Raw genomic sequence first — 24,743 nt, 5'->3', positions numbered from 1 at the left:
CGCGATCAGTAGCGACCGAGGTAGTCGAGCTTGCTGAGCGGCACGCCGCTGTGCCGCAGCACGTCGTACGCCGTGGTGACGTGGAAGAAGAAGTTCGGCAACGCGAACTGCAGCAGGTAGCGCTGCGCGGTGAACTTCAGTTCGGCACCGCGAACCTTCATCGTGACCTCACGGCCCTCGGCGCCATCGATCAGCGCGCGGTCGACGCTGTTGAGATAGTCGATGGTCTTCGCGACACGGTCCTGCAGTTCGGCGTAGGTCGTCTCGGTGTCGGGAAAGCTGGGCGCCGCAATGCCGGCGATGCGCGCCGTGCCCAGCTTGGACGCATCGCTCGCGCTCTGCACCTGCCCCGCCAGGGTGAACATGTCCGGCGCCAGGCGTGCATTGACGAACTCGACCGGATCGATGCCGGCCGACTGCGCGTGCGCAAGCCCCTTGTCCAGAACGTGGGAAAGCTGGCCGAGTCCGCGGATGAACACCGGGACCGAGATGTCGTAGAACGAGAGCGCCATGTTGCTTGACTCCGTGTTGAATGGGCGGCCCGATTGTCGTGCCGCCATCCATCACGTGCCGGCGGCGCGAACAAAGGCCTCGATCGGGTCCAGGTGCGCAGGAACGTTGAGCGCCGGCGCATGGCCGCAGCCCGGCACCTCGATGATCTGCAGCCGGCCCTTTGCCCCGGGGCCGCGGCGGCGCATCTCGTCCAGGGTCCCGGGCAGCACAAGGTCGGACTCGACGCCGCGCAGGCACAGCAAGGGCACCTCCACCGCGTCGAAGTGCGACCACAGCAGATAGTCGTCGGGATGCGCAGTGAACTGCCGCACCATCGCCGGGTCGTAGTGCGGCGTCACGCGGCCGTCGGGCAGGCGCCGCGTCGATGTCTCGGTCAACCGCCGCCATTGCGCATTGCTGAGCCAGCCATAGGGCTTGTAGACGGTGCGGAAGAAGGCCTCGAGTTCGACGACTGTGTCGAAGGCCGGCGGCTGCCCTGCATAAGAGCGGATGCGCTCGACGGCGGCGGCGGCGATCTGTGGCGCGGTGTCGTTGAGCACGAGGCTGGCGATACGGCCTTTCATCGCCGGCTCGACCAGTCCGCCGGCACAGACCAGCCCGATCGCACCGCCCATCGACGTGCCGACCCAGTGCACGCGCGTGAGCTGCAGGTCGTCGCACAGCGCCGCCGCGATGCGTGCGTAGAAGGACAGTTGGTACTCCTCGTCCGGCACCGGGCTCCACTGGCTCAGCCCGCGGCCGATGGTGTCGGGGCAGATCACCCGGAAGCCTCGCCCGGCGAAATGCACCGCAAGCTCATCCATGTCGCGGCCGGTGCGCGCCAGGCCGTGCCAGGCGATGACCACCGGGCCTTCGCGAGGGCCCCAATCCATCCAGTGGATCTCGCGGCCCGCGAGTTGCGTGTAGTTCGAAGTCGAAGTGATCACCGCGATGCCCTCGCACGAAGACGGCCGACGACGCCGGTCGGGAAGTAATAGACGGAGAGCACGAAGAGCACGCCCAGCCACAGCAGCCAGCGGTCCGGCGACAGCAACGCGGCGAGCCAGCCCATGCCGCTCGCGGCTTCGCTGCCGAGGCGCAGCAGATCCTGCAGGTAGCTCTGCGCCACCACGAAGATCACCGCGCCGATGACCGCACCGTAGATCGTGCCCATGCCGCCGATCACGACGATCAGCAGCACGTCGATCATGATCTCGAAGCTCAGCGAGGTATCGGGCCCGTTGTAGCGCAGCCAGATGGCGAGCATCGCGCCCGCGAGCGTCGCGAACAGCGCCGACAGCACCGAAGCCGTCGTGCGATACACCACCACGCGATAGCCGATCGCCTCGGCGCGGAACTCGTTCTCGCGGATCGCCTGCAGCACGCGGCCGAAAGGCGAATTGACGATGCGCAGCAGCGCCAGCACCAGCACCACCGCGACCACGAACAGCATGTAGTAGCAAAGCAGGCGCCCGTCGAGCGACACGCCGAGGAAAGGCTCCTCGGCAAACTCGAAGCTCGGCGAGATCAGCTCGGGCAGCTTGAAGGTCAGGCCATCTTCGCCCCCGGTGAAATCCGACAACTGCGATGCCAGCGTCTGGAACGCGGACGCCACCGCCAGCGTGATCATCGCGAAGAAGATCGCCCGCACCCGCAGCGAGAACAGGCCGATCGCGAGCGAGAGCACCAACGAGACTGCGATCGCCGCGCCGAGCCCCAGCAGCACCGCACCCCACCCTGCCCCGAGCCGCGTGGCCGAGATGGCAATGCCGTACGCACCGATGCCGAAGAACATGGTCTGCGCAAAGCTCACGATGCCGGTGTAGCCCAGCAGCAGGTCGAAGCTCGCGACCAGCACGATGAACACCAGCACCTTGGCAGCGACGCTCAACGCCTTGACGCCAGGGAAGATGAAAGGCGCGAAGGCCAGGCCGAGCACCAGCGCGGCAAGCAATACCGCGAGCAAGCGGCTGCGCGGCATGTCGTTGGAAAGAAGACGGGAAAAAGCAGGTTTCATTCAGTTCTCCTGTGCGCTGTGCCAGTGAGTCATCTGTTCGCGACCGGGTACACGCCCTGAGGGCGCCAGAGCAGCACGGCCACCATCAGGAAGATGCTGGCGAACTGCGTCAGCGTGGGCACGAGGAAGCCGATGTAGTTGGTCATCAGCCCGACCAGCAATGCGCCGATCAGTGCACCGGCCGTCGATCCCAGTCCACCGATGATGATCACGATGAAGATCAGCACATTGACCTGCGCGCCCATCTGCGGAATGAGGTTCTGCTGGAAGAGCCCCCACATCACGCCACCCAGCCCCGCGAGCGCACTGCCCACCACGAACACGCCGACGAACAGCCGGCCGATGCGATAGCCGAGCGACTCGACCATCTCGCGGTCCTGCACGCCGGCGCGGATCAGCAGGCCGATCTTGGTGCGGCCCAGCGTCCATGCCAGGAGGCCGAACACGAACACGCCAATGACGACCGCCAGGATGCGGTACTTGCTGATGGCCGCGTCGCCGATGAGCAGCGAGCCGCGCAGCGCATCGGGCAGCGGCAGCGGGACCTGGCCGGGGCCCCAGATCACCTTGATCAGCTCCTCGCCAATGATCATGCCGCCCATGGTGATGAGGATCTGCTTCAGATGCTGGCCGTAGACCGGCCGCACGATGAAGCGCTCGAACGCCAGGCCGACCGCGCCCGCCGCCGCCATGGCCACCAGCATCGCCGGGAACACCGCCACGAGGTTGCGCCACAGTTCCTGTGAGCCGGTCCAGTCGGACATGCCGCCGAGCACGCTGCTTGCGACGAAGGCGCCGAACGCGATGAACACGCCGTGACCAAAGTTCAGCACGTCCATCAGGCCGAACACCAGCGTCAGGCCGGAGGCGATGATGAAGATGATCATCCCCATCGCAAGGCCTGCGACGGTGAGCGTGAGCCAGGTCGAGACGGAGCCCGTCAAGGGCAGCGCGATCAGCGCGAGCACCGGCACCAGCGCCGCGGGCTTCCAGTCGAAGTCGATTTTCATAGTGCCAAACCCAGCAGCGATTGCTGCAATTGCTCGTCTGCCGAGAACGCCGCCATGCTCCCGCTGTGCACGACGCGGCCGTTGTCCATCACGGCCACGGTGTCGCCCAGGCGTTGCGCGAAGTTGATGTTCTGCTCGACCAGCAGGATCGTGACGCCGCTGTGCTTCAGCTCGCTGAAGGCGTCGATCATGTTGTTGATGATGGCCGGCGCGAGGCCCTTGCTGGGCTCGTCGATGATGAGCAGCTCGCGCGGCTCGACGATGGCTCGCGAAACGGCGAGCATCTGCTTCTGCCCGCCCGAGAGCTTGCCCGCAGGATGGTTCCAGAACTTCTCCACCGCGGGGAAGAGCTTGAAGATCCACTTCAGCCGCTTGTCGTCCATCTGGTCGGCGTTCTTCGCGGCGCGCGCCGCAAGCAGCATGTTTTCCTTCACGGTGAGGTCCGAGAAGATGCCCATGTTCTCGGGCACGTAGGCGATGCCGAGCTCGGCGATCTGCGGCGTGTGGAGCGCGGTGATGTCGTGGTCGCCGAAACGCACGCGGCCTTGCGACGCATGCCACAGGCCCATGATGGTTCGCAGCGTGGTGGTCTTGCCGGCGCCGTTGCGGCCCAGCAGCATCGTGAGCTGGCCGCGCGGCACGGCGAGGTCCACGCCGTGCAGGATGTGGTACGCCCCGATGTGTGTGTGCACAGCCTGGAGTTGCAGGAGATTGTTGTCAGTCATGCGGCCTCCTTCGACACGCCCAGGTAGGCCTCCTGGACCACCGGCGAGGCGATCACCTCCGCCGGTTCGCCATCGGCCACGAGCTGGCCGTTGTGCAGCACGATGATTCGATCGGCGAGCTCGCGCACCACGTCCATCTTGTGCTCGACCAGCAGGATGGTCTTGGTCTTGTCCTTCTTCAGCGCCCGGATGAGATCGAGGATCACCGGTGCCTCCGCCGCGTTCATGCCGGCCGTGGGTTCGTCGAACATGAACACCTTGGGTTCGAGCGCCATCAACAGCGCGACTTCGAGCTTGCGCTGGTCGCCGTGCGGCAGGCTCGCGACCGTCGCATGCTCCTTGGCCTTCAGCGCCACATCGGCCAGGATCTGGTCGGCGCGCTCGGTCAGCGCGCGGTGGTCGCTCCAGATGCTCCAGAGATTGAGCCCGCGCCGATGCGGGCCTTCGCGCGTCGCCTGCACCGCCAGGCGCACGTTCTCCAGCACCGACAGGTTGGGAAAGAGATTCGTCAACTGGAAGGCCCGCCCCAGCCCCGCGCGGGTGCGGGCCGATGCCGGCAGGCCCGACAGCGGTTGCCCGTCGAGCCACACCGTGCCCTCGGTGGCCTTGAGCTGCCCCGAGATCAGATTGAAGTAGGTGGTCTTGCCGGCGCCATTCGGGCCGACGATCGCGGTGAGCGTGCCGGGCGCGAAAGCGCAGCTGACGGCATTCACCGCCACATGGCCGCCGAAGCGGATGGTCAGGTCTCGGGTCTCAAGCATCGTTGGATAAGCAAGGCCGCCTGTCGGCAGCGGGGGTTGACTTCAGCATGTGCCGATCACGTAGTAGTTGGGGCTGGTCTGCTTCAGGGTCGTGGTGACGAAGGTGTTCCACAGACCCATGTTCTGGTTGGAACCCTTGGCGTAGGTGTAGCCGCCGCTCTGCGTGGCGCGGCCCGCGGTGGTGTGGGCGTAGTTGCTGGCCGTGTAGCAGGTCGCCGTGCCGCCGCCAACGAGGGTGGTGCCCGACGCGGAGGCGGACATCGCGCTTTCCACGTTGCTGGTGTCCAGCGCCGTCACGCTCCAGTTGTAGGTCGTGGACGCGGCCAGCCCTGTGTCGGTGTAGTTGGTGCCGGCGACGGGCGCGGCGTTGACCTTGCCACCGCCGCGATAGACGTTGTAGCCCGCAGCGCCCGAAACCCCATTCCACCCGATCACCATGCTGCTGCTGGTGGCGCCGGAAGTGCCGACGCCGGTGGGCGCCGGCAGTGCCGATCCGCCACCGCCACCACCCGAGGTGCTGGTCACGCGGTCGACCATGCCCTTGATGGCAGCCATCTGCGGGCCGGACTTCCTGGCGTAGTTCGCGTTGTCGTAGCCCCACCAGTCCCAGCAGCTGTTGGTGGCGGCCGTGCTGGTCTGGGGGTAGATCAGGATGATGTTGTTGGTGTCGGCCCAGCGGTTGTAGCCGGTCTTGCGAACGTACTGGTCGCCGACATCGTTGAAGTTCTGCTTGCAGCCATGCAGCACCACGTGCGTGCGGCAGCTTGTGGTGCCGCAGCTTTGCGGCACGTAGATCCAGCCCGTCGCGGCCATGCCGTGACCGCTGATGAAGCTGGTCTGGCTGAACTCGGTGAAGGTGCCCGACAGCGTGCCGTTGTTGCGGGCGTTCAGCGGGCCGTACAGGTACTGCAGGATGTCGCCCGCCAGATCGAAGCCGCAGTTGTTGATGTACGGCGATGCCGTCGTCCCGCAACTGCTGCCGTAGTCGTCGGTGATCATCGCGTGACCGGACCCGAGATTGTTCTTGTAGTAGGTGTTGGCGGCAGGAACGAAGCTCTGGTAGTAGGTCTTCAGGTCGTTCATCACGGCCTGCTTGACCGTGTTGTCCGAGGTGCCTGAATAGAGATACACCTTCGAGGTCGAGAGATTCGACACCGGATCGATGGCTCCGCTCGACGCCCAGGTGTTGGTCGTGCTGACCAGCGACGACACCGGGATGCTGCTGCTGTGGGTCATGCAGCGCCCCGTCGCGTTGATGATGGACCCCTCGGCGCAGTAGAACGGTCCGCCGGCGACCACGCCAGCCCCGCGCTTGAAGGTGCCCGAATAGGCGACATGCAACTGCACCGCCATGAAGCCGCCCGACGACAGGCCGGACACGCTGACCTCCGCAGGATCGGCCCCCAGCGCCGGCAGCGGCACCGCAGCCGTGGCCGCATGGATCGACAGCGCGGCGAAGGCCGTGACCATGCTCATCTTCATCATCCAGTTGCGCTTCATGCTTGTCTCCTGTTGGTTTTTTAGGATGCACTGAACCGCCCTCTCTCACGAAGGGGATCGATGGAAAGAGCGTTGCGCGCTACGTCAAAGGCCAGGAACCCCACGGCACCGGCTCCGCCGGGCCGTAGGGGTTGCCCCCGGAGAGGGGGTGGAGAGCGACACGAAGTGCGCGAGCCTGGGGGTCAGCGCTTGTTCCGGATGGGAATGTCCATCTCTTCCGGCTTGATCTCATGGACCAGCTCGGGCACGCCCCACGCGAATGCGGGGTCCACCTTGATCTTGAAGTGATACATGCTCTGCATCGCCTGGTGGTCTTCCTTGCGGAAGGTCATCTTGCCCTTGGGCGTGTCGAAGCTCATGCCTTCCATCGTGGAGATAAGCTTGTTGGTGTTGGTGTCGCCGCCCGTCTTCTTGAGCGCGGTCACCACGGCCATCGCGGCAGAGAATCCGCCCGCCGTGAAGAAGTCCGGCGGCGTCTTGAATTCCTTGTAGTGCATCGAGACCATGGCCTCGTTCACCGGGTTCTTCGGGATGCCGAAGTAGTAGTAGGCCGCGCCTTCCATGCCCGGCAGCGCCTTGTAGGCCGCCATGGCCGGCAGGATGTTGCCGCCGGTCGCGATCTCGATGTTGTAGCGCTTGAGGTCGAGGTCGACGATCTTGAACGGATTGCCCGCGCCCGCCCACACGATCCAGATGATCTTGCGGCCCGGCTGGTCCTTGAGCTTGTCGATCAGGCGCTGTGCGCCCGCGGTGAAGTCCGTGGTCGCGGGCGGCAGGTATTCCTCGTGCGCGAGCTTGGCTTTCTTGAGCGAGTCCTTGAACGCCTTCACGCCGTCGCGGCCGAAGGCGTTGTCCTGCGCCAGCGTGGCGACCGTGACGCCGGGCTTGTCGACGGCGACCGCGTTCGAAATGGCGTCTTGCGAGCTGTTGCGGCCAGTGCGGAAGATGTATTTGTTCCACTTGTCGCCGGTGATCGAGTCGGCCACGGCGGGCTCGACCAGCAGGATCTTCTTGTATTCCTCGGCCACCGGCAGCATCGCCAGCGCGACGCCTGAAGAAGTCGGGCCGACCGCGAGCGCGGCCTTGTCGTCGGCATAGGCCGCCGCCAGCAGCGACTTGCCAAGATCAGGCTTGCCCTGGTCGTCCTTCTCGATGACGACGATCTTCTTGCCGTTGACGGTCATGGTGCCGCCGGTCGCGTAGTCCAGGCCCATCATGAAGCCGGTTTGCGTCTGCTTGCCGTAGGCTTCGAGCGGACCGGTCTTGCTGTAGATGTGGGCGATCTTGATCTCGTTGGACTGGGCCCAGGCCGGAGCGGTCAGGGCCGATGCGCCAGCAATGGCGAGCCCTGCCAAGGCGACGAGGTGGCGACGTTGCATTCTTTGTCTCCTGATGATGATGGCTGAATATTGCACAGTTCGTGCCAGGTGGAGCTCACCCCCAGGCTCGCGCACTTCGTGTCGCTCTCCACCCCCTCTCCGGGGGCAATCCCTGCGGCCCGGCGGAGCCGGTTCCGCGGGATTTCTGGGGCGCGTTTCGAATCGGCTGATTTCAAGACACGTCAATTGCCTGAATTTCAGACAACTGCATGTTCTTCAGTCAGGGTTTTCCAGCCGTTCGTAGAGCGTCGCGCGGGAGATGCCGAGCAGTCTCGAGCTCGCCAGCTTGTTGCCGCCGGTCGAAGCCATCGCAGCGGCGATCGCGCGGCGCTCCAGCTCGGCGACCTGCTGGGCGAGGGGGCGCAGCAGGGCCGCGCTTTCATCGGCCTCGGAAACCGCCGTGGCGGGCGACTTGCTCGGCGTCGCGATCTTTTCCTGGCCGGCTTCGCGCAGGATGCGTTCGAGCTGCACGGCGTCGATGCGCTGCGAATCGCTGCGCATGGTCACCTGCTCCAGCACGTTGCGCAGCTCCCGGATGTTGCCGCGCCAGTGCTGTGCTGCGAGCAGCGCCAGCGCGTCAGGCGTGAGTTCGGGCGGCGCCTCGCCGCTGCGCAGGGCCATGTCCTCACCGAGCACCTCGACCAGCGCGGGAATGTCGGCACGCCGCTCGCGCAGCGGCGGCACGCGCACCGGCAGCACGTTGAGGCGGTAGTACAGGTCTTCGCGAAAGCGCCCTTCCCGGACCAGCGCCGCGAGATCCCGCGAGGTGGCGGCGATCACGCGCGCATCGAAAGGCACCAGCTTGTTGGAGCCCAGCGGTTCGATCTCGCCCTCCTGCAACGCGCGCAACAGCTTGGCTTGCAGGCCAAGCGGCATGTCGCCGATTTCGTCGAGGAACAGCGTGCCGCCATCGGCGAGCTTGAACTTGCCCTCGCGCGCCTTGCGGTCGGCCCCGGTGAAGGCGCCCGGCGCGACGCCGAAGAACTCCGCTTCAAGCAGGGTGTCGGGCACCGCAGCGATGTTCACGCTGACGAAGAGGCCGCCGGCCCGCGCGGAGGCCGCATGGATCGCATGGGCGAGCAGCTCCTTGCCCGTGCCGGTCTCGCCCAGCAGGAGCACCGGGCTCGACGATTGCGCCGCGCGCCGCGCGTGCCGCTTGACCTCCACCGCCGCCGGGCTGCTGCCGATGAAGCTGGCAAAGGTGTACTTCGAACGACGCTGGCCGTCGGCCGACTGCTGATAGAGCGGATTGTTGCGCTGGCTCGCGAGTTCACGCCGCGCGTCGTCGAGGTCGCGCTGCAGCAGCGCGAACTTGCTGATGAGCGGCTGCAAGGTGGTTTCCGGGTGGTCGAACAGCACGATCCCGATCGCGCCGATCACCTCGCCCGGCACGGCGCCGGCTTCGCCTTCGCGCTCCTCGCGCAGCGGAATGCGGCTCACGACGAAGGTGCCGGCCTTGTTGGTCAGCAGGTCGATCAGGATCGGCTCGCCGGTTTCGAGCACACGGCGCATCTGGGTGTTGGGGATCACGTCCTCGACCAGATGCCCGAGAAACTGGTCGATGGACGAGAAACCGAGCGCTGGCAGGAAGCGGCGGTAACCCTCGTTCACCCAGACGATGCGCCCACCGCGATCGACCAGGAACATGCCCTGGCTGATGCTGGAGAACAAATGGAACATCGAGCGCGCGGCGAGCGCGAGGATGCCTTCGGCATCGAGCGGCAATGCGGGTGGGGCGGCAGCGGCGGGAGACATGGGCGGGATCGTAGCGCGCCGGCCCTGCGCATCGTTGCGCGGGCGAAAAGCATCCATCGGCGTGTCCGTTGCTGAATGGCATCGGACGCTTCCGGAGACGCGGCGAGCGCCGACAAACGCCTGCGATCCGCCTTGTTATGCTGCGCGCCTTGCATGGCCCATCGGCCACACACGGCGCCATGGCGATCGCAATCTGCTCGCCTGACCCACGCCTCTTTATTGCGGAACCCCGATCTCATGAGGAACACCCGGCTTCCCGCGCTTTGCCTTGTCGCCCCCCTGCTGCTTTCGGCCTGCGCGGTTCCGCGCCCGCCCGAGCAGGTGGCGGCGCCACTGCCTGCGCAATGGAACACCCCCCTGCCCGCCTCCACCGCCGCGCTGCCGCATGGCGGCTCGCTGCCAACGCTGGCCGAATGGTGGCGCCAACTGAACGATCCGCTGCTGGTCGAACTGATCTTCGCTGCGGAAGCCGCCAGTCCGACCGTGGCCAGCGCCGGCGCGCGCATCACCGAAGCCCGTGCCTCGCGTGTCGCAGCGGGCGCGGCCCTGATCCCCAATCTCAATGGAACGTTGTCGGCCAGCCGCGGCAACTCGCCCACCTCTGGCATCTCCACTGGTGCGACCGGCGGTACGTCCGACGGCATTGCCACCAGCCTTCCGGCCATCACCACCCTGCAGGCAGGTCTGCAATCGAGCTGGGAGATCGACCTCTTCGGCGGGCTGCGAGCGAACCGCGATGCCAGCCAGGCGCGCTTCGTGGGAGCCGACGCCAAGTGGCATGAAGCGCGGGTCTCCGTCGCGGCCGAGACCGCCAATGCGTATCTCGCCGAACGCGCCTGCCGTCGCCAACTCGTGGTGTCCACATCCGACGCGCAATCGCGCGCCGAAACCGCACGCCTGACGGACCTGTCGGCGCGCGCCGGCTTCACCGCGCCGGCCGACGCCGCGCTGGCACGCGCCAGCGCTGCCGAAGCATCCGGGCGCCTGACCCAGCAGCGTGCGCTGTGCGCCGTGCAAAGGCAGGCGTTGGTGGCATTGACCGCCATCGAAGCGCCAACCCTCGAAGCCAAGCTCGATGCCGCGCCCATCGACGGCGCCTTGCCGGCCGTTCAGGCAGTGCACAGCGTGCCGGCCGAAGCGCTGGCCCAGCGGCCGGACGTCTTTGCCGCCGAGCTGGCCGTTGCGGCGGCCAGCGCCGACGCGGGCGCGGCGCTGGCCCAGCGTTTTCCCCGGCTGACCTTGCAGGGCTCCATCGCCGCGCTGCAAATCCGCGCCGGCGGATTCCGTGAAACGCTCGACACCTGGACCATCGGCCCGCTCGCCCTGACCGTGCCGATCTTCGACGGCGGCACGCTGGCCGCCAATTCCGAAGCCGCCAAGGCGCGCTATGACGAGGCGGTCGCCCTCTATCGGGCGAATGTGCGGCAGGCCGTGCGCGAGGTCGAGGAAGCGCTGATCAACCTGCAAAGCACTGACGAGCGCGCCGGCGACGCCGACACCGCGGTGACGAACTACCAGGCCTCCTTCGATGCCACCCAGCAGCGCTACGGCACCGGCCTCGCCAGCCTGTTCGACCTGGAAGACGCGCGGCGCACTCTGTTCGTCTCCCAGACCGCCCGCGTTTCCTTGCAGCGAGAGCGCGCCGAAGCCTGGGTGTCCCTGTACCGCGCCATGGGCGGCGGCTGGTCCCGGCCCGAATCCGTTGCCACAACGACAACCCCTGTGACCCCGTCGCCATGAAAAGAATGAAGCGTTCCACCCTTATCGCCGTCGTGCTGGCCGTCGTGCTGGTTCTTGCAGCCGCCGCGTTCTTTCTCACGCGCGGCAAGCGGCCCGCAGACGCCAAGCCGAAGGAAGCCGCGACGGCACGCCCGACATTGACCGTCACCGTCGCCAAGCCCGAGACCAGCGAGCTCAGCGTGACGCTCGCGGCCAACGGCAACGTGGCCGCCTGGCAGGAAGCCAGCATCGGCTCCGAGTCCAGCGGCCTGAAGCTCGCCGAAGTGCGCGTGAACGTCGGCGACGTGGTCAAGAAGGGCCAGGTGCTGGCGACCTTCTCCGGCGAAACCGTCCAGGCCGATGTGGCCCAGGCGCGCGCCTCGCTGGCCGAAGCGCGCGCGACCGCCGCCGATGCCACCGGCACCGCCGCGCGCGCCCGCACGTTGCAGGCCACGGGCGCGATGAGCCAGCAGCAGATCAACCAGTACCAGACCGCCGAGCAGACCGCCAAGGCGAGGGTCGAGGCGGCCGAGGCCGTGCTGGCGGCACAGCAGGTGCGCGGCCGCAACACGCAGGTGCTGGCGCCCGATGACGGCGTGATCTCCTCCCGCACCGCGACGGTGGGCAGCGTGGTCAACGCCGGCACCGAGCTGTTCCGGCTGATCCGCCAGGGCCGGCTCGAGTGGCGCGCGGAGATCACCTCGTCCGAGTTGGGCCGCATCGCCGTCGGCACGCCGGCCGTGGTCACCAGCGCCACCGGCGCGCAGGTCAGCGGCAAGGTGCGGAGCGTGGCGCCGACGGTGGACCCGCAGACGCGCGCCGCGCTGGTCTATGTCGACATTCCCAACGTGCTCCAGAACACCGGCATCAAGGCCGGGATGTTCGCGCGCGGCGACTTCCAGTTGGGCCGTACCAGCGCGATCACCGTGCCGCAGGCGTCGATCGTTCCGCGGGACGGCTTCAACCACCTGCTGCTCCTGCAGCCGGACGATCGCGTCTCGCAACTCAAGGTGGAGACCGGCCGACGCGTGGGCGACAGGGTCGAGATCACGACACCGCTGCCTGCGGATGCACGCGTCGTGGTCCAGGGCGCCGGCTTCCTCAACGATGGCGACCTCGTCCGGGTGGTGGAAGCCCCCGCGAAGCCCGCCATCGAGGCCGCAAAGTAAGGAGCACCGCCATGAACGTGTCGGCCTGGTCCATACGCAACCCCATCCCGGCGGTGATGCTGTTCGTGCTGCTCACCTTCGCGGGGCTGCTGTCCTTCAACGCGATGAAGGTGCAGAACTTTCCCGACATCGACCTGCCGACCGTCACGGTGTCGGCCGCGTTGCCGGGCGCGGCGCCGTCGCAGCTCGAAACCGACGTCGCGCGGAAGCTCGAGAACTCGATCGCCACCATCCAAGGCCTGAAGCACATCACGACGAAGGTGCAGGACGGCGCGGCGACGCTGATCGTCGAGTTCCGCCTCGAAAAGCCCGTGCAGGAAGCCGTCGACGATGTGCGTTCGGCGGTGCAGCGCGTGCGTGCCGACCTGCCGGCCGACGTGCGCGACCCGGTGGTCACCAAGCTCGACTTCGCAGCGCAGCCGGTGCTGGCTTTCACGATCTCGTCCTCGCGCATGGATGGCGAAGCGCTCTCGTGGTTCGTGGACAACGACATCTCGAAGAAGCTGCTGGCGATCAGCGGCGTCGGCGCCGTGAACCGGGTCGGCGGCGTCACCCGGCAGGTGCATGTCGACCTCGATCCCGAGAAGCTGCAGGCGCTCGGCGCCACCGCCGCCGACATCTCGCGCCAGTTGCGACAGGTGCAGACCGAGAGCGCCGGCGGCCGCACCGACCTGGGCGGCAGCGAACAGCCCGTGCGCACGCTCGCCACGGTGAAGTCGGCCGACGAACTCGCCGACATGCAGATCTACCTCTCGGATGGTCGTCGCATCCGGCTCGACCAGGTGGCCCGGATCAGCGACACCATCGCCGAGCCGCGCGCCGCAGCCTTGCTCGATGGCAAGCCGGTGGTCGGCTTCGAGGTCGCCCGCAGCCGCGGCGCGAGCGAGGTCGAAGTCGGCGCCGCGGTGCAGAAGGCGCTGGCCGAGTTGCGCGCGCAGCGGCCCGACCTCCAGCTCACCGAGGCCTTCAACTTCGTCGATCCGGTGCGGGAGGAGTACGAGGGTTCGCTGCACCTGCTGTACGAAGGCGCCATCCTGGCCGTGATCGTGGTGTGGCTCTTTCTGCGTGACTGGCGCGCGACCTTCATCTCGGCTGTGGCGCTGCCCATGTCGGTCATCCCCGCCTTCATCGGGATGTACCTGCTGGGCTTCTCGGTCAACGTGGTCTCGCTGCTGGCGCTGTCGCTGGTGGTCGGCATCCTGGTGGACGACGCGATCGTGGAGGTCGAGAACATCGTGCGCCACCTGCGCATGGGCAAGACGCCCTACCAGGCCGCGATGGAGGCTGCCGACGAGATCGGGCTCGCGGTGATCGCCACCACCTTCACGCTGATCGCCGTGTTCCTGCCGACCGCCTTCATGAGCGGCGTGGCGGGCAAGTTCTTCAAGCAGTTCGGATGGACCGCGTCGCTCGCGGTGTTCGCCTCGCTGGTGGTGGCGCGGATGCTCACGCCGATGATGGCGGCCTACATCCTGAAGCCCATCGTCGGTGCCGAGAAGGAACCGCGCTGGCTCAGGATCTACATGCGCATGGCCGAGTGGTGCCTGAAGCATCGCTTCACGACGATGGTGCTGGCCACCCTCTTCTTCTTCGGCTCGGTGGCGATGATCCCGCTGCTCAAGACCGGCTTCATTCCGCCGGACGACAACTCGCAGACGCAGGTCTACCTCTCGCTGGCACCGGGCGCGACGCTGGCCCAGACCATGGCGGCGGCGGAAGAAACGCGCCGCCGCGTGATGGCGATCGAGCACGTGCGCAGCGTCTACACCACCGTGGGCGGCGGCAGCGCGGGCGGCGACCCGTTCGCGAATTTCGGTACGCCGGAGACGCGCAAGGCCACGCTCACGATCCAATTGGACCCACGCGGCGACCGGCCGCGCAAGCAGGTGATCGAGAACGAGATCCGCGCGGCGCTCGAATCGCTTCCCGGCGTGCGCAGCACCGTGGGGCTGGGCGGCTCGGGCGAGAAATACATCCTCGCGCTGAGCGGCGACGACCCGACCGCACTCACGGCCGCTGCGCGCGCGGTCGAACGCGACCTGCGCACCATCCCGGGCCTTGGCAACATCACGTCGACGGCAAGCCTGATCCGCCCCGAAATCGCGGTTCGGCCCGACTTCGCACGCGCGGCCGACCTGGGCGTGACCAGTTCGGCCATTGCCGACACGCTGCGGGTCGCGACGCTCGGCGACTACGACCAGAACCTGCCCAAGCTCAACCTCGCGCAACGGCAGGTGCCGATCGTCGTCAAGCTGGAGGACTCGGCACGCCAGAACCTGGCCCTGCTCGAGCGCCTCGCCGTGCCCGGCGCGCGCGGTCCGGTGATGCTCGGCCAGGTGGCCGCGCTCACGGTCGAGGGTGGCCCGGCCGTGATCGACCGCTACGACCGCTCGCGCAACGTCAACTTCGAGATCGAGCTGTCGGGCGTCGGCCTCGGCGACGCGAAGGACGCGGCGATGAAGCTGCCTTCGATCCGAAGCCTGCCGCCCGGCGTGCGCGTGGCCGAGGTGGGCGATGCCGAAGTCATGACCGAGCTGTTCGCGAGCTTCGGCCTCGCGATGCTGACCGGCGTGCTCTGCATCTACATCGTGCTGGTGCTGCTGTTCAAGGACTTCCTGCATCCGATCACGATCCTGTGCGCGTTGCCGCTCGCACTCGGCGGGGCCTTCGTCGGTCTGCTGATCGGGCAGAAGGCGCTGTCGATGCCTTCGCTGATCGGGTTGATCATGCTGATGGGTATCGCGACGAAGAACTCGATCCTGCTGGTGGAATACGCCATCGTCGCCCGGCGCGAACACGGCCTGAGTCGCTGGGATGCACTGCGCGACGCCTGCCACAAGCGGGCGCGGCCGATCATCATGACCACGCTGGCGATGGGCGCGGGCATGGCGCCCATCGCGCTCGGCCTCAGCAGGGCCGATTCCAGCTTCCGATCGCCGATGGCGATGGCGGTCATCGGCGGGCTCATCACGTCGACGGTGCTGAGCCTGCTGGTGGTGCCGGCCGTGTTCACTTACATCGACGACATCGAGCACTGGATTCGTCGCACGTGGCGGCGCATTCGCGGGAAGGCGGGAGGCCATGCGGCCGGGCCTTCCCCGGCCTCGCACGCCGATGAGCAGCCCACGCCCACGCCATGAAGTGCTGTCGTCGCAAATTGTTGCAAGTTAGACTCGCGGCATCGTCGTACGACGGAGGCACACCATGATCCGAATCCACGCGCGTGTCGCGATTTCCGGCGCCCTTCTGGCCACGGCACTGGCGGCAGGGGCCCAAGCCAAGCCAGACGTCGCGAAGGCCCAGCAACGCCACGACCAGCAGATTGCGAAGTGCAACGACGGCTCCCTGGCCGCGCCAGCCCGCGAAGCGTGCGTGCGCGATGCGGGCGCGGCGCTGGACCGCGCCCGGGGCGGGCCTCCGCGGAACGTCACGAAGCGCTCCACGGATCGCCGGTCGACCGTCGTGACACCGCAAGGTGCATCGGCACCTCCGGGAACCGAGACGGGCAGGTCGGGCGATCGCCGTTCCACGGTCGTCACGCCGCAAGGTACGCCGCCACCCGCCGGCAGCGAAACGATCCGGTCGAACGATCGTCGCTCGACGGTGGTGCAGCCGGCAAACTAGGCCCCGCGCCAGCCGAGGCTCAGGCGAAGCCCCGCACCTCGGCCACCAGCGAAACCAGCCGCTGCACATCGGCGACGACAAGCGCCTTGCCATCCTTGGCGAGCACCCCGTCGCGCCTTAGCGCATTGAGTTCGCGCGTCACCTGCTCGCGATTGGTGCTGATCTGGCTCGCCAGTTCAGCGTGGGTCGGCGCGGGATCCAGCCGTGCCTGGTTGTCGACGACGCCCGCCGCCCGTGTGAGGCGAAGCAACTCCGCATGCACACGGTTCTGGACACCCAGCGTGCTCAGGTCGATGACGCGATCCGACAACTGCCGCACCAGCGCGGCGAGGTTGCGCATCACGCGGCCGGCGACGGTCGCTTCGTCACGCAGCAATTCCAGGAACCCTGCCCGATCGAGGCTGGCAACGACCGTGGGCTTGAGCGTCACGACGTCGGCGGATCGCGGCTTGCCGTCGATGGCGGAAATGTCGCCGAAATATTCGCCCTCCTGGAGGTCGCGAAACGTGACCTGGCGTCCGGTCGCCGAGTAGGTCGTCACGCGCAACTGCCCGGACACCAGGAAGAACACGTCGCTCTTGTCCTCGGAACGCAGCAGCAGCGGCGTGCCGGCCGCAACGCTTTGCCACTGGCAGCGCTGGGCGAGCCAATCCAGCCGCTGCGGCGACAGATCCTCCAGCAGCGCAATGTGCTGCAAGGCAAGACTGGAACGCTGGAGCGCCATCGTGTCGAATTCGCACCCAAGACAGCCCGGTTGAAAAAACCTGTGCGCAAACGCACAGCGCGATTGGCGGCGCGCCGCCACAGTCGCACTCCGTGGTGACTGCATTTCCCGCAGCCACACATCAAAGCCTCAAGGAGATTTCATCATGAATGCAAAGCTACTTCTCGGTGCCTCCGCCCTTGCGCTGGCCGGGGCCGTTTCCGCTCAGACAGTGCCCGCCGAACAATGGGTCGGCGCGCCCATGCAGATGACCAGCCAATTCAGCCGCGCCCAGGTTTCGGCCGATCTCGCCGCGAATCGCTCGGAAATGAATGCCGTCGCGGCGGAATACCGCGTCGGTCCCGCCGACTCGACCATCGGCGCCTTGAGCCGCGCTGAAGTCGCCGCCGACCTGAGCCTGTGGAACAAGTCCGGCATGTCGCAGGTCGCCGGCCGCGACAGCTTCGACCCGACCAGCCCGGCCTATGGACGCCAGATGTCGGCGTATCAAGGCATGCGAAACGGCCCCGAATACGTGGCGGAAATCCAGCGCATCAAGGGTTTCGGCGCCAAGTCGACGACAGCCAGGTATCAGTCGGACGCCACCGGCAACTGAAATCGCGGGCCAATCAGGGAGGTCCGGAAACACCGCGGATCCGGCTGCGCCGGTCCGCTGGTGTTGCCCCCCGGCAGGGGGTAGGCGCGACACGAAGTGCACGCAGCCTGCAAGCGAGCTACTTGCTCATCCGCTTGGCCAGGCGAGGAAGGATCATGACGCCCAGGATGATGACGATCAGCACGATCGACATCGGGCGCTGGAAGAACACCGCGGCACTGCCCTCGCCGATCGACATCGCGTTGCGGAGCTGCGCCTCGGCCAGCGGCCCGAGGATCATGCCGACCACGACGGGTGCCGTCGGAAAGTCGAAGCGCCGCATGATCACGCCCAGCACACCGATCGCGTAGAGCAGCACCAGGTCGAAGGCGCTTTGCCGCATGCCGTAGGCACCGACCGTCGCGAAGATCAGGATGCCTGCATAGAGCTGCGGCTTCGGGATCTTGAGCAGCTTGACCCACAGCCCGACCATCGGCAGGTTCAGCACCAGCAGCATCACGTTGCCGATGTAGAGCGACGCGATCAGCGCCCACACCAGCGCCGCAGACGTCGTGAAGAGTTGCGGCCCCGGCTGGATGCCGTAGTTCTGGAACGCGCCGAGCAGGATCGCGGTCGTGTTCGAGGTGGGAATGCCGAGCGTGAGCAGCGGGATCAGCGCCGCGGTCACGGTCGCGTTGTTGGCGGCCTCCGGGCCTGCCACCCCTTCGATCGCACCCGTGGTGCCGAACTCGGCCTTGGCGTCCGCGTCCTTCGCCAGCTTCTTTTCCGTCGCGTAGCTCAGGAAGGTCGGAATCTCCGTACCCCCCGCCGGGATGCAACCGAAGGGCGTTCCGATGGCGGTGCCGCGCAGCCATGCCGGAATGGAGCGCTTCCAGTCGCGAGCGCTCATGTGCACGCGGCTCAGCTTGTTCTGCCCTTCGACGACCTTGCCTTCGTAGAGCACCGCGTAGAGCACTTCGGCCACTGCGAACAAGCCGACCGCCACCAGCACGATCTCGATGCCGTCGAGCAGTTCGGGAATGCCGCCCGTGTAGCGGCCCTGGCCGGAGATCTGGTCGAGCCCGATGCATCCTGCCGCGAGGCCGATGAACAGCGCCGTCATGCCGCGCAGCGTGCTCTTGCCGAGCACCGCGCTCACGGTCGTGAAGGCCAGCAGCATCAGCAGGAAGTACTCGGGCGGCCCGAGCTTGACCGCGAATTCGGCGACGAATGGCGCGAACAGCGTGACGATCACGGTGGCGATGGTGCCGGCGACGAAGGAGCCGATCGCGGCCGTGGCGAGCGCCGCGCCCGCCCGGCCGCTCTTCGCCATCTTGTTGCCCTCCATCGCCGTCACCATGCTGGCCGTTTCGCCTGGCGTGTTCAGCAGGATGGACGTGGTCGAGCCACCGTACATGGCGCCGTAATAGATCCCCGAGAAGAAGATCATCGAGGCCGTGACGTCGACCTTGCCGGTGATCGGCAGCAGCATGGCGACCGCGACGGCCGGGCCGATGCCAGGCAGGACGCCGACGGCCGTGCCCAGGGCACAGCCCACCAGGCACCAGAGAAGATTGACCGGCGTGATCGCGAGCGCGAAGCCGTGCATCAGTGCATTGAAGATGTCCATGTCAGAGCCACCCCGTGCCGGTCAGGCCCGGCAGGTTGATTGCGAGGAATTGCGTGAACATCCAGAAAACCGGCGCCGAGATGAGGAGGCCCGTCACGATGTCGATGAGCCAGGTGCGCGGCGAATTGACGCCGCCCTGTCCGCTGGCGCGGCGCAGGCCCTGCACCGCGAGCAGATAGCACAGGGTGCAACTGAAGATGAAGCCGATGGTGGTGATGAGTGCGGCGTTGAGCAGCAGGCCGGCCGACACCCAGACGAAACCGGCCCAGTAGGCGTGGACGGCGCCGGAGGGCTCGTCCATCTCGCGGAAGCCGCCAGTGCGCGATTCCCAGATGATCCAGGCGCCGCACACCGTCAGCGCAATGGAAACCAGCCAGGGCAGGAAGTTGGGCCCGACGCCGCCGTAGCCGGCCTCGGACGAAATGCCCAGCGCACCGAACGCGAGCGCCAGCCCGGTCAGCAGCACGCCGGCACCGACGAGCGTTTGCGGCCATACCGCCGGAGGGGGCGCGGCCGAAGTGGGTGGAGTTGTCATTCTTTTGTCCCTGGATCGGAGATGGAAGCCCCCCTTACGGACAACACCGCCGCGCCGGCGCTGCCGGCCCCGGCGGTGCAGCCGCTGTCAGGGGGAGAACAAGGCGGCCAGGATCAGACCATGCCGGACTTGACCATCGTCGCGCGCAGGCTTGCGAACTCGTCGTCGACGAACTTCGCGAAAGCCTCGCCCGAAAGCACCGCCGGGGTCCAGTCGTTCTTCTTCATGGCGTCGGCCCAGCTCGGGGTCTTGAGGGCTGCCAGCACCATGTCGGTCAGCGCCTTGCGTTGGTCGGCCGTGATGCCGGGGGCGCCATAGACGCCGCGCCAGTTGCCGATCTCGACGTCGATGCCCTGTTCCTTGAGCGTCGGCACGTTGATGCCTGGCAGGCGCTGTGCGGAAGTCACCGCGATGGGCTTCATCTTGCCGGCATTGATGTACTCCGCGAACTCGCTGAAGCCGCTGCCGCCCACCGTGACGTTGCCGCCCAGGATGGCGGCCGTGGCCTCACCGCCCCCACGGAACGCAACGTAGTTGATCTTGGACGGATCGACGCCCACCTTCTGCGCGATCATCGCCGCCGCGATGTGCTCGGTGGAGCCGCGCGAGCCGCCGCCCCACTTGACGCTGCCCGGATCCTTCTTGAGTTGCTCGACCACGTCCTTCATGGACTTCAGCGGCGAATTGGCTGGCAGCACGAACACGTTGTATTCGCTGGTGATGCGGGCGATCGGCGTGGCCTGCGAAAGACTGACCGGCGGCTTGCCGGTGATGATGCCCCCCAGCATCACGGCGCCCATGATCATCATGGCGTTCGGGTCGCCCTTGGAACCATTGACGAACTGGGCAAGACCCAGCGCACCGGCCGCGCCACCCTTGTTGTCATAGGTCACCGTGTCGGCCAGCTTGCCATCGGTGAGCGCCTTGCCCAGCGCGCGGCCCGTCGTGTCCCAACCGCCGCCCGGGTTGGCGGGGATCATCATCTTGACGTTGGCAGCGGCCCAGGCCGACAGCGGCAGGGCCCCGGTGGCGGCCATGGCGGCCAGTGACTTCAAAAAGGTATCGCGACGCATGCATGTCTCCTTCGAATGGAAGCTGAGTAGAAGCTGAACGCCGCTATGATGCGCCGCCCTGCTGTCAGTTGGCTGTCCGGCACACTGGGGTAAACACCGAAAATCGCGGGATGAAGCTGCTGCTAATCGAAGACGATCCGTCGATGCAAACCACGCTGCAGCGCACGCTCGGCCGCCGGCAGATCGACGTGCGCATCTGCGGTGACGGCGCACTGGCGCTCGAACAATGGCGCGGCCTCGAACCCGATGTGGTGGCGCTGGATCTCAGTCTCCCCCATCTCGACGGCCTGCACGTGCTGGCCCAGGCGCGTGCCGCCGGGCTGCGCACGCCGGTGCTGCTGCTGACCGCGCGCGGCACCGTGGGCGACCGCATCGTCGGACTGAATGCCGGTGCGGACGACTATCTGCCCAAGCCCTTCGACCTCGATGAACTCGAGGCCCGTATCCGCGCGCTGAACCGTCGCCACCAGAACGCAGGACCTGACTCGGCAGCGCGACCACAGGAGGTCGGCGGCCTTCGCTACGAACCGGACAGCGGAGCGATCTATCACCGCGCCGACGTACTCGAACTCACGCCGCGGGAGCTGGCATTGCTGACGGCGCTGATGATCAAACCCGGCCACGCCGTATCGAAGGAGCGCCTGTTCGAACTGGTGTTTCCGAGCGAGATGGACGTCCAGTACGAAGCGGTCGAAGTCGTCGTCTACCGGCTTCGGAAGAAACTGGCGGGCACGGGCGTCACGCTGATGACGCTGCGCGGCCTGGGCTACCTCCTGCGCGAAGAGACATGAGGCGCATCTCGTCGCTGCGCGCGAGGCTGCTGCTCGGCATCCTCGCGCCGGTTGCGCTGTTCATCGTGATCAACAGCGTGAGTCTCTACCGGCAGAGCCTTGCGGCCGCAACGACCGCCTACGACCGCACGCTGCTCGCGTCGGCCAAGACGATCGGCGAGCAGCTCGACGTGGAGGGCTACGACGAGGCGGCTTCGCTGCGGGCCATCGTCCCCTACTCCGCGCTCGAGGCTTTCGAGGCCGACAACCAGAGCCGCATGTACTACCGCGTGTCCGCGCAGGACGGCGAGATGATCTCGGGCTTTGCCGAACTGCCCTTCTGGCGCGGAAAACTCCCTGACCGGCCGCCCTATGCAGCGCTGGTGGATTTCTACGATGCCGAATTCCGCAACAAGCCGGTTCGCGTCGCCGTGCTGTTGCAGCCGGTCGCCGGCGCGCGTGGCCGCGGCATGGCCGTCGTGCAGGTCGCGGAAACGCTGGAGTTGCGGGAGACCCTCGCACGCAAGCTGCTTATCGACACGCTATGGCGGCAGTTGGTGCTGCTGGCGGTGATCGCCGGCGTGACGGTGCTCGTGGTGCAGCGCGCGACCCGCCCGGTGCGCGAGCTCGGCGAAACGATCGCGGCGCGCGCCGCCGACGATCTCTCGCCGATCGAGGCGCCCGAAGCGCCTCGCGAACTCCTGCCGTTGATCGATGCCACCACCCAGGTGATGGGGCGTCTGCGCCGGCTGCTCGACCACCAGAAGCGCTTCGTGCGGGACAGCGCGCATCAGTTGCGCACGCCGCTCGCCGTTCTCAAGGCGCAGGTCCAATCCGCGCGCCGCGGCGATGTGCCGGCCGCGCAGGCCCTGGCCGAGATCAACGAGACGGTCGACCGCGCGACCGCACTGGCAAACCAGATGCTGTCGCTCGCCAAGGTGGAGCAGTTGCGCCAGCAGCCCGAATCCGCAACGCTCGACCTCGGCGAGACGGCGCGCGACATCGCACTCGACCTCTCGCCGCTCGTCGCGGACAAGGCGCTCGACTTCGAGCTCTCGACCGCGCCAGCGCCGGTACGGGTGCGCGCGCACCGCTGGATGCTGCAGGAGCTCACGCGCAACCTGCTGCACAACGCGATCAAGCACAGCCCGCGCGGCGCGGCACTGGTGGTGCGGGTGCAGGCGGAAGGTGACGCGGCCATGCTCACGGTGAGCGACGCGGGCCGCGGCATCACCGACGAACTGCGGCAACGGCTGTTCGCCCCCTTCGCGGCTGGCGACGTCACCAGTGGCTCCGGATTGGGCCTCGCGATCTGCCATGAGATCGTGTCGGCCCTGGGAGGAACCATCGCTCTCGACAACAGGGAATCCGGCGGACAGATCGTCGGGCTGGATGCCGTCGTCAGACTCCCGCTCGCGCGCGACAATTGCTGAACATGGATCGCCTTCGCATCGACAAATGGCTATGGGCCGCGCGCTTCTTCAAGACGCGGTCGCTCGCCGCCGACGAGATCGGCAAGCACCGCGTGCAGGTCAATGGCGACATCGCCAAGGCCTCGCGCGAAGTCAAGGTGGGAGACACCGTCACGATGCGGCTCGGGGCGGTCACGCGCACCGTGCTCGTGCGTGGCATCAGCGGCCAGCGCGGCCCTGCGCCCGTGGCGCAGCAGTTGTACGAGGAAACCCCGGAAAGCCTGGCTGCGCAGGCCGAGGCGCGCGAACAGCGTCGCCTCGGCAGCGAGCCGGCCCTCAGCATCGAACAAGGACGCCCTACCAAGCGCGACCGGCGCGACCTCGACGACGCCCGCCGGGGCGGCTGGGATAACCGCTGGAGCGCCTCGCTGGACCCCGACGACGAATAGGCACGGCGGAGGCTGGCCCCAATCGCGTACGCTGCGGTTTTGCGCAAGGAGCCTCCACCCCATGGCCAGCTTCAAGAAATTCCGCGTCGGCAGCAAATTCCAGCTGTCGAAAGTCGACCCCGCGGATTCGCCCTTTCTGCAAGGCCCCGAGGCCGAACAGCCCGAAAAGCTCGATGCGCTCGCGATCGAACTCGACGAGTTGCAGAACCTCCTGCATGCCGAGGGTCGGCGCAAGCTGCTGCTGGTGCTGCAGGGGCTGGACACGAGCGGCAAGGACGGCACGATCCGATGGGTGTTCTCCCGCACATCGCCGCTCGGCGTTCGCGTGACGGCCTTCAAGGCGCCCAGCGACGAGGAACGCGCGCACGACTTCCTGTGGCGTTGCCACGCCGTGGTGCCGCGCGCGGGCGAGATCATGGTCTGGAACCGGAGCCACTACGAAGACGTGCTGGTGCCCGTCGTCGAAGGCTGGATCGACAAGGCCGAGACGCAGCGCCGCTATGCGAACATCAACGACTTCGAGAGGCTGCTGACGGAGACGGGCACCGTTGTCGTCAAGTGCATGCTGCACATCAGCAAGGACGAGCAGCGCGAACGCCTGCAAGCCCGGGTCGACGACCCCGGCAAGCACTGGAAGTTCTCCATGGACGACCTTTCGGTGCGTAAGAAGTGGGACGCCTATCAGCGGGCCTACGAAGGTGCGCTCACGGCCACATCGACCTCCTATGCGCCGTGGTACGTCGTGCCGGCAGACAGCAAGCGCCATCGCAACCTGATGATTGCGCGACTGCTCGTCAAGACGCTGAAGGACATGAAGTTCCAGATGCCGCCGTCCGACCCGGCGCTCAAGGGCCTGGTCGTGGAATAGGCAACGCCCATCGGCATCATTGAAACGGCGATGCGTCGCCCGGCCTGTTGGCTGGCACCATTGAAGCCTTGTCATCAAGCCAATGGGACTACCGGAAATGAAGCAACTCCAACGCATCGTCGGCTACGCCATTTCGCTCGGCGGTGCAGCCGTGCTCCTGTCACATCTGGTCTGAAAGGGCGAGCGTTGTAGGCGACGTCCGACGACGTCCGCTCCAAACGGCGTATTGAAGGGGGGCCGCAGCGCTGGGAGACTCACGGCAAGCAGGTACTGCCTTCAACCCCAGAGATTTCCATGAACGCGTTGACACACCTCGAGCTTTTTGCGGGCCTTTTTTCGGCGGCGGGCGTCGCAGCTCTGATGTTCAACGTGGCGACCGGCCGCTCTCCCAAGTTCCTTCGCGACGAGATCGCGCAGCAGATCGAGAAATCCATCACGGTGCTCGACTGCTGCAACAAGGACTAGTCTGATCCCAATCCAGGCAGAGAGTGGCTAGACTCCTGCCCATGCTTTCCTCGACCATCACCCTCAGTCATTGCGCCGCGCGCACGAACTGC

23 protein-coding genes are annotated in these 24,743 nt (G+C 66.9%); 10 read left to right on the top strand and 13 right to left on the bottom strand.

Translation table 11 applies throughout. The features are described 5' to 3' along the window. Positions 1–5: 5 nt before the first annotated feature. From QTH90_RS00785 to QTH90_RS00745, 9 genes are all read right to left on the bottom strand, one after another. A complete protein-coding gene (locus QTH90_RS00785; RefSeq protein WP_286662648.1) occupies positions 6–512 on the bottom strand; it encodes a DUF1993 domain-containing protein in 507 nt (168 codons plus the stop codon). Between the two features lie 51 nt (positions 513–563). Then, positions 564–1,385, bottom strand: coding sequence for an alpha/beta fold hydrolase (locus tag QTH90_RS00780; RefSeq protein WP_286664433.1), 822 nt, complete (start codon positions 1,383–1,385; stop codon positions 564–566). A gap of 50 nt (positions 1,386–1,435) precedes the next feature. After that, on the bottom strand, positions 1,436–2,509 hold the full coding sequence (locus tag QTH90_RS00775) for a branched-chain amino acid ABC transporter permease (RefSeq protein ID WP_286662647.1): 1,074 nt from the start codon (positions 2,507–2,509) through the stop codon (positions 1,436–1,438). Between the two features lie 29 nt (positions 2,510–2,538). Beyond that, the gene (locus tag QTH90_RS00770; protein ID WP_286662646.1) at positions 2,539–3,519 is read right to left on the bottom strand and encodes a branched-chain amino acid ABC transporter permease; all 981 of its coding nucleotides are present in this window, start codon (positions 3,517–3,519) and stop codon (positions 2,539–2,541) included. After that, positions 3,516–4,244, bottom strand: a complete 729-nt coding sequence (locus QTH90_RS00765) for an ABC transporter ATP-binding protein (RefSeq protein ID WP_286662645.1) — start codon at positions 4,242–4,244, stop codon at positions 3,516–3,518. The genes QTH90_RS00770 and QTH90_RS00765 overlap by 4 nt, the downstream gene beginning before the upstream one ends. Further along, positions 4,241–5,005 carry an ABC transporter ATP-binding protein gene (locus QTH90_RS00760; protein ID WP_286662644.1) on the bottom strand — a complete coding sequence of 255 codons (765 nt, stop codon included), beginning with the start codon at positions 5,003–5,005 and terminating at the stop codon, positions 4,241–4,243. The genes QTH90_RS00765 and QTH90_RS00760 overlap by 4 nt, the downstream gene beginning before the upstream one ends. Before the next feature lie 42 nt (positions 5,006–5,047). After that, positions 5,048–6,505: an extracellular catalytic domain type 2 short-chain-length polyhydroxyalkanoate depolymerase gene (locus QTH90_RS00755; protein ID WP_444814663.1), complete on the bottom strand. Its 1,458-nt coding sequence runs from the start codon at positions 6,503–6,505 to the stop codon at positions 5,048–5,050. 182 nt (positions 6,506–6,687) lie between these two features. After that, complete coding sequence (locus tag QTH90_RS00750) at positions 6,688–7,884, bottom strand: substrate-binding domain-containing protein (RefSeq protein ID WP_286662643.1); 1,197 nt, start codon at positions 7,882–7,884, stop codon at positions 6,688–6,690. A 216-nt stretch (positions 7,885–8,100) separates the two neighbouring features. Then, a complete protein-coding gene (locus tag QTH90_RS00745) occupies positions 8,101–9,639 on the bottom strand; it encodes a sigma-54 interaction domain-containing protein (protein WP_286662641.1) in 1,539 nt (512 codons plus the stop codon). 237 nt (positions 9,640–9,876) lie between these two features. On the opposite strand from QTH90_RS00745, the gene QTH90_RS00740 reads away from it, so the two are divergent. From QTH90_RS00740 to QTH90_RS00725, 4 genes are all read left to right on the top strand, one after another. Continuing rightward, entirely contained in the window at positions 9,877–11,379 is a 1,503-nt protein-coding gene (locus QTH90_RS00740; protein ID WP_286662640.1) for an efflux transporter outer membrane subunit, read from the top strand. Beyond that, positions 11,376–12,527 (top strand): efflux RND transporter periplasmic adaptor subunit, encoded by a 1,152-nt coding sequence (locus QTH90_RS00735; RefSeq protein WP_286662639.1) that lies wholly within the window; start codon positions 11,376–11,378, stop codon positions 12,525–12,527. Before QTH90_RS00740 ends, QTH90_RS00735 begins: the two co-directional genes overlap by 4 nt. An 11-nt stretch (positions 12,528–12,538) precedes the next feature. Next, positions 12,539–15,667: an efflux RND transporter permease subunit gene (locus QTH90_RS00730; protein WP_286662638.1), complete on the top strand. Its 3,129-nt coding sequence runs from the start codon at positions 12,539–12,541 to the stop codon at positions 15,665–15,667. A gap of 64 nt (positions 15,668–15,731) precedes the next feature. Continuing rightward, complete coding sequence (locus tag QTH90_RS00725; protein ID WP_286662636.1) at positions 15,732–16,151, top strand: hypothetical protein; 420 nt, start codon at positions 15,732–15,734, stop codon at positions 16,149–16,151. A 19-nt stretch (positions 16,152–16,170) separates the two neighbouring features. Here the strand turns inward: QTH90_RS00725 and QTH90_RS00720 are convergent, their stop codons facing one another. Then, on the bottom strand, positions 16,171–16,875 hold the full coding sequence (locus QTH90_RS00720) for a Crp/Fnr family transcriptional regulator (RefSeq protein WP_286662635.1): 705 nt from the start codon (positions 16,873–16,875) through the stop codon (positions 16,171–16,173). A 145-nt stretch (positions 16,876–17,020) separates the two neighbouring features. On the opposite strand from QTH90_RS00720, the gene QTH90_RS00715 reads away from it, so the two are divergent. Further along, positions 17,021–17,470: a hypothetical protein gene (locus QTH90_RS00715; protein WP_286662634.1), complete on the top strand. Its 450-nt coding sequence runs from the start codon at positions 17,021–17,023 to the stop codon at positions 17,468–17,470. A gap of 118 nt (positions 17,471–17,588) precedes the next feature. Here the strand turns inward: QTH90_RS00715 and QTH90_RS00710 are convergent, their stop codons facing one another. The 3 genes from QTH90_RS00710 to QTH90_RS00700 all read right to left on the bottom strand — a co-directional run bounded on the left by QTH90_RS00710 (position 17,589) and on the right by QTH90_RS00700 (position 20,687). Beyond that, the gene (locus QTH90_RS00710; protein ID WP_286662633.1) at positions 17,589–19,079 is read right to left on the bottom strand and encodes a tripartite tricarboxylate transporter permease; all 1,491 of its coding nucleotides are present in this window, start codon (positions 19,077–19,079) and stop codon (positions 17,589–17,591) included. Between the two features lies 1 nt (position 19,080). Beyond that, positions 19,081–19,614: a tripartite tricarboxylate transporter TctB family protein gene (locus QTH90_RS00705; protein ID WP_286662632.1), complete on the bottom strand. Its 534-nt coding sequence runs from the start codon at positions 19,612–19,614 to the stop codon at positions 19,081–19,083. A 113-nt stretch (positions 19,615–19,727) separates the two neighbouring features. Continuing rightward, a complete protein-coding gene (locus QTH90_RS00700) occupies positions 19,728–20,687 on the bottom strand; it encodes a Bug family tripartite tricarboxylate transporter substrate binding protein (RefSeq protein WP_286662631.1) in 960 nt (319 codons plus the stop codon). A 110-nt stretch (positions 20,688–20,797) separates the two neighbouring features. On the opposite strand from QTH90_RS00700, the gene QTH90_RS00695 reads away from it, so the two are divergent. From QTH90_RS00695 to QTH90_RS00675, 5 genes are all read left to right on the top strand, one after another. Continuing rightward, the gene (locus tag QTH90_RS00695) at positions 20,798–21,478 is read left to right on the top strand and encodes a response regulator transcription factor (RefSeq protein WP_286662630.1); all 681 of its coding nucleotides are present in this window, start codon (positions 20,798–20,800) and stop codon (positions 21,476–21,478) included. Next, positions 21,475–22,890, top strand: a complete 1,416-nt coding sequence (locus QTH90_RS00690; protein ID WP_286662629.1) for a sensor histidine kinase — start codon at positions 21,475–21,477, stop codon at positions 22,888–22,890. Before QTH90_RS00695 ends, QTH90_RS00690 begins: the two co-directional genes overlap by 4 nt. 2 nt (positions 22,891–22,892) lie before the next feature. After that, positions 22,893–23,318 (top strand): RNA-binding S4 domain-containing protein, encoded by a 426-nt coding sequence (locus tag QTH90_RS00685; protein WP_286662628.1) that lies wholly within the window; start codon positions 22,893–22,895, stop codon positions 23,316–23,318. Positions 23,319–23,379: 61 nt separating this feature from the next. After that, the gene (locus tag QTH90_RS00680) at positions 23,380–24,186 is read left to right on the top strand and encodes a polyphosphate kinase 2 family protein (protein ID WP_286662627.1); all 807 of its coding nucleotides are present in this window, start codon (positions 23,380–23,382) and stop codon (positions 24,184–24,186) included. Positions 24,187–24,480: 294 nt separating this feature from the next. Then, positions 24,481–24,651, top strand: coding sequence for a hypothetical protein (locus QTH90_RS00675; RefSeq protein WP_286662626.1), 171 nt, complete (start codon positions 24,481–24,483; stop codon positions 24,649–24,651). Positions 24,652–24,743 lie beyond the last annotated feature (92 nt).

The organism is Variovorax flavidus, from assembly GCF_030317145.1.
Lineage (GTDB): Bacteria > Pseudomonadota > Gammaproteobacteria > Burkholderiales > Burkholderiaceae_C > Variovorax > Variovorax flavidus.
The sequence above is the reverse complement of the archived record's forward strand: the minus strand, read 5'-3'. Positions and strand labels throughout refer to the sequence as shown.

Coding starts and splice junctions, on each gene's coding strand:
- QTH90_RS00785 (WP_286662648.1), bottom strand. CDS start 512: ATGGCGCTCTCGTTCTACGACATCTCGGTCCCGGTGTTCATCCGCGGA.
- QTH90_RS00780 (WP_286664433.1), bottom strand. CDS start 1,385: ATGGATTGGGGCCCTCGCGAAGGCCCGGTGGTCATCGCCTGGCACGGC.
- QTH90_RS00775 (WP_286662647.1), bottom strand. CDS start 2,509: ATGAAACCTGCTTTTTCCCGTCTTCTTTCCAACGACATGCCGCGCAGC.
- QTH90_RS00770 (WP_286662646.1), bottom strand. CDS start 3,519: ATGAAAATCGACTTCGACTGGAAGCCCGCGGCGCTGGTGCCGGTGCTC.
- QTH90_RS00765 (WP_286662645.1), bottom strand. CDS start 4,244: ATGACTGACAACAATCTCCTGCAACTCCAGGCTGTGCACACACACATC.
- QTH90_RS00760 (WP_286662644.1), bottom strand. CDS start 5,005: ATGCTTGAGACCCGAGACCTGACCATCCGCTTCGGCGGCCATGTGGCG.
- QTH90_RS00755 (WP_444814663.1), bottom strand. CDS start 6,505: ATGAAGCGCAACTGGATGATGAAGATGAGCATGGTCACGGCCTTCGCC.
- QTH90_RS00750 (WP_286662643.1), bottom strand. CDS start 7,884: ATGCAACGTCGCCACCTCGTCGCCTTGGCAGGGCTCGCCATTGCTGGC.
- QTH90_RS00745 (WP_286662641.1), bottom strand. CDS start 9,639: ATGTCTCCCGCCGCTGCCGCCCCACCCGCATTGCCGCTCGATGCCGAA.
- QTH90_RS00740 (WP_286662640.1), top strand. CDS start 9,877: ATGAGGAACACCCGGCTTCCCGCGCTTTGCCTTGTCGCCCCCCTGCTG.
- QTH90_RS00735 (WP_286662639.1), top strand. CDS start 11,376: ATGAAAAGAATGAAGCGTTCCACCCTTATCGCCGTCGTGCTGGCCGTC.
- QTH90_RS00730 (WP_286662638.1), top strand. CDS start 12,539: ATGAACGTGTCGGCCTGGTCCATACGCAACCCCATCCCGGCGGTGATG.
- QTH90_RS00725 (WP_286662636.1), top strand. CDS start 15,732: ATGATCCGAATCCACGCGCGTGTCGCGATTTCCGGCGCCCTTCTGGCC.
- QTH90_RS00720 (WP_286662635.1), bottom strand. CDS start 16,875: ATGGCGCTCCAGCGTTCCAGTCTTGCCTTGCAGCACATTGCGCTGCTG.
- QTH90_RS00715 (WP_286662634.1), top strand. CDS start 17,021: ATGAATGCAAAGCTACTTCTCGGTGCCTCCGCCCTTGCGCTGGCCGGG.
- QTH90_RS00710 (WP_286662633.1), bottom strand. CDS start 19,079: ATGGACATCTTCAATGCACTGATGCACGGCTTCGCGCTCGCGATCACG.
- QTH90_RS00705 (WP_286662632.1), bottom strand. CDS start 19,614: ATGACAACTCCACCCACTTCGGCCGCGCCCCCTCCGGCGGTATGGCCG.
- QTH90_RS00700 (WP_286662631.1), bottom strand. CDS start 20,687: ATGCGTCGCGATACCTTTTTGAAGTCACTGGCCGCCATGGCCGCCACC.
- QTH90_RS00695 (WP_286662630.1), top strand. CDS start 20,798: ATGAAGCTGCTGCTAATCGAAGACGATCCGTCGATGCAAACCACGCTG.
- QTH90_RS00690 (WP_286662629.1), top strand. CDS start 21,475: ATGAGGCGCATCTCGTCGCTGCGCGCGAGGCTGCTGCTCGGCATCCTC.
- QTH90_RS00685 (WP_286662628.1), top strand. CDS start 22,893: ATGGATCGCCTTCGCATCGACAAATGGCTATGGGCCGCGCGCTTCTTC.
- QTH90_RS00680 (WP_286662627.1), top strand. CDS start 23,380: ATGGCCAGCTTCAAGAAATTCCGCGTCGGCAGCAAATTCCAGCTGTCG.
- QTH90_RS00675 (WP_286662626.1), top strand. CDS start 24,481: ATGAACGCGTTGACACACCTCGAGCTTTTTGCGGGCCTTTTTTCGGCG.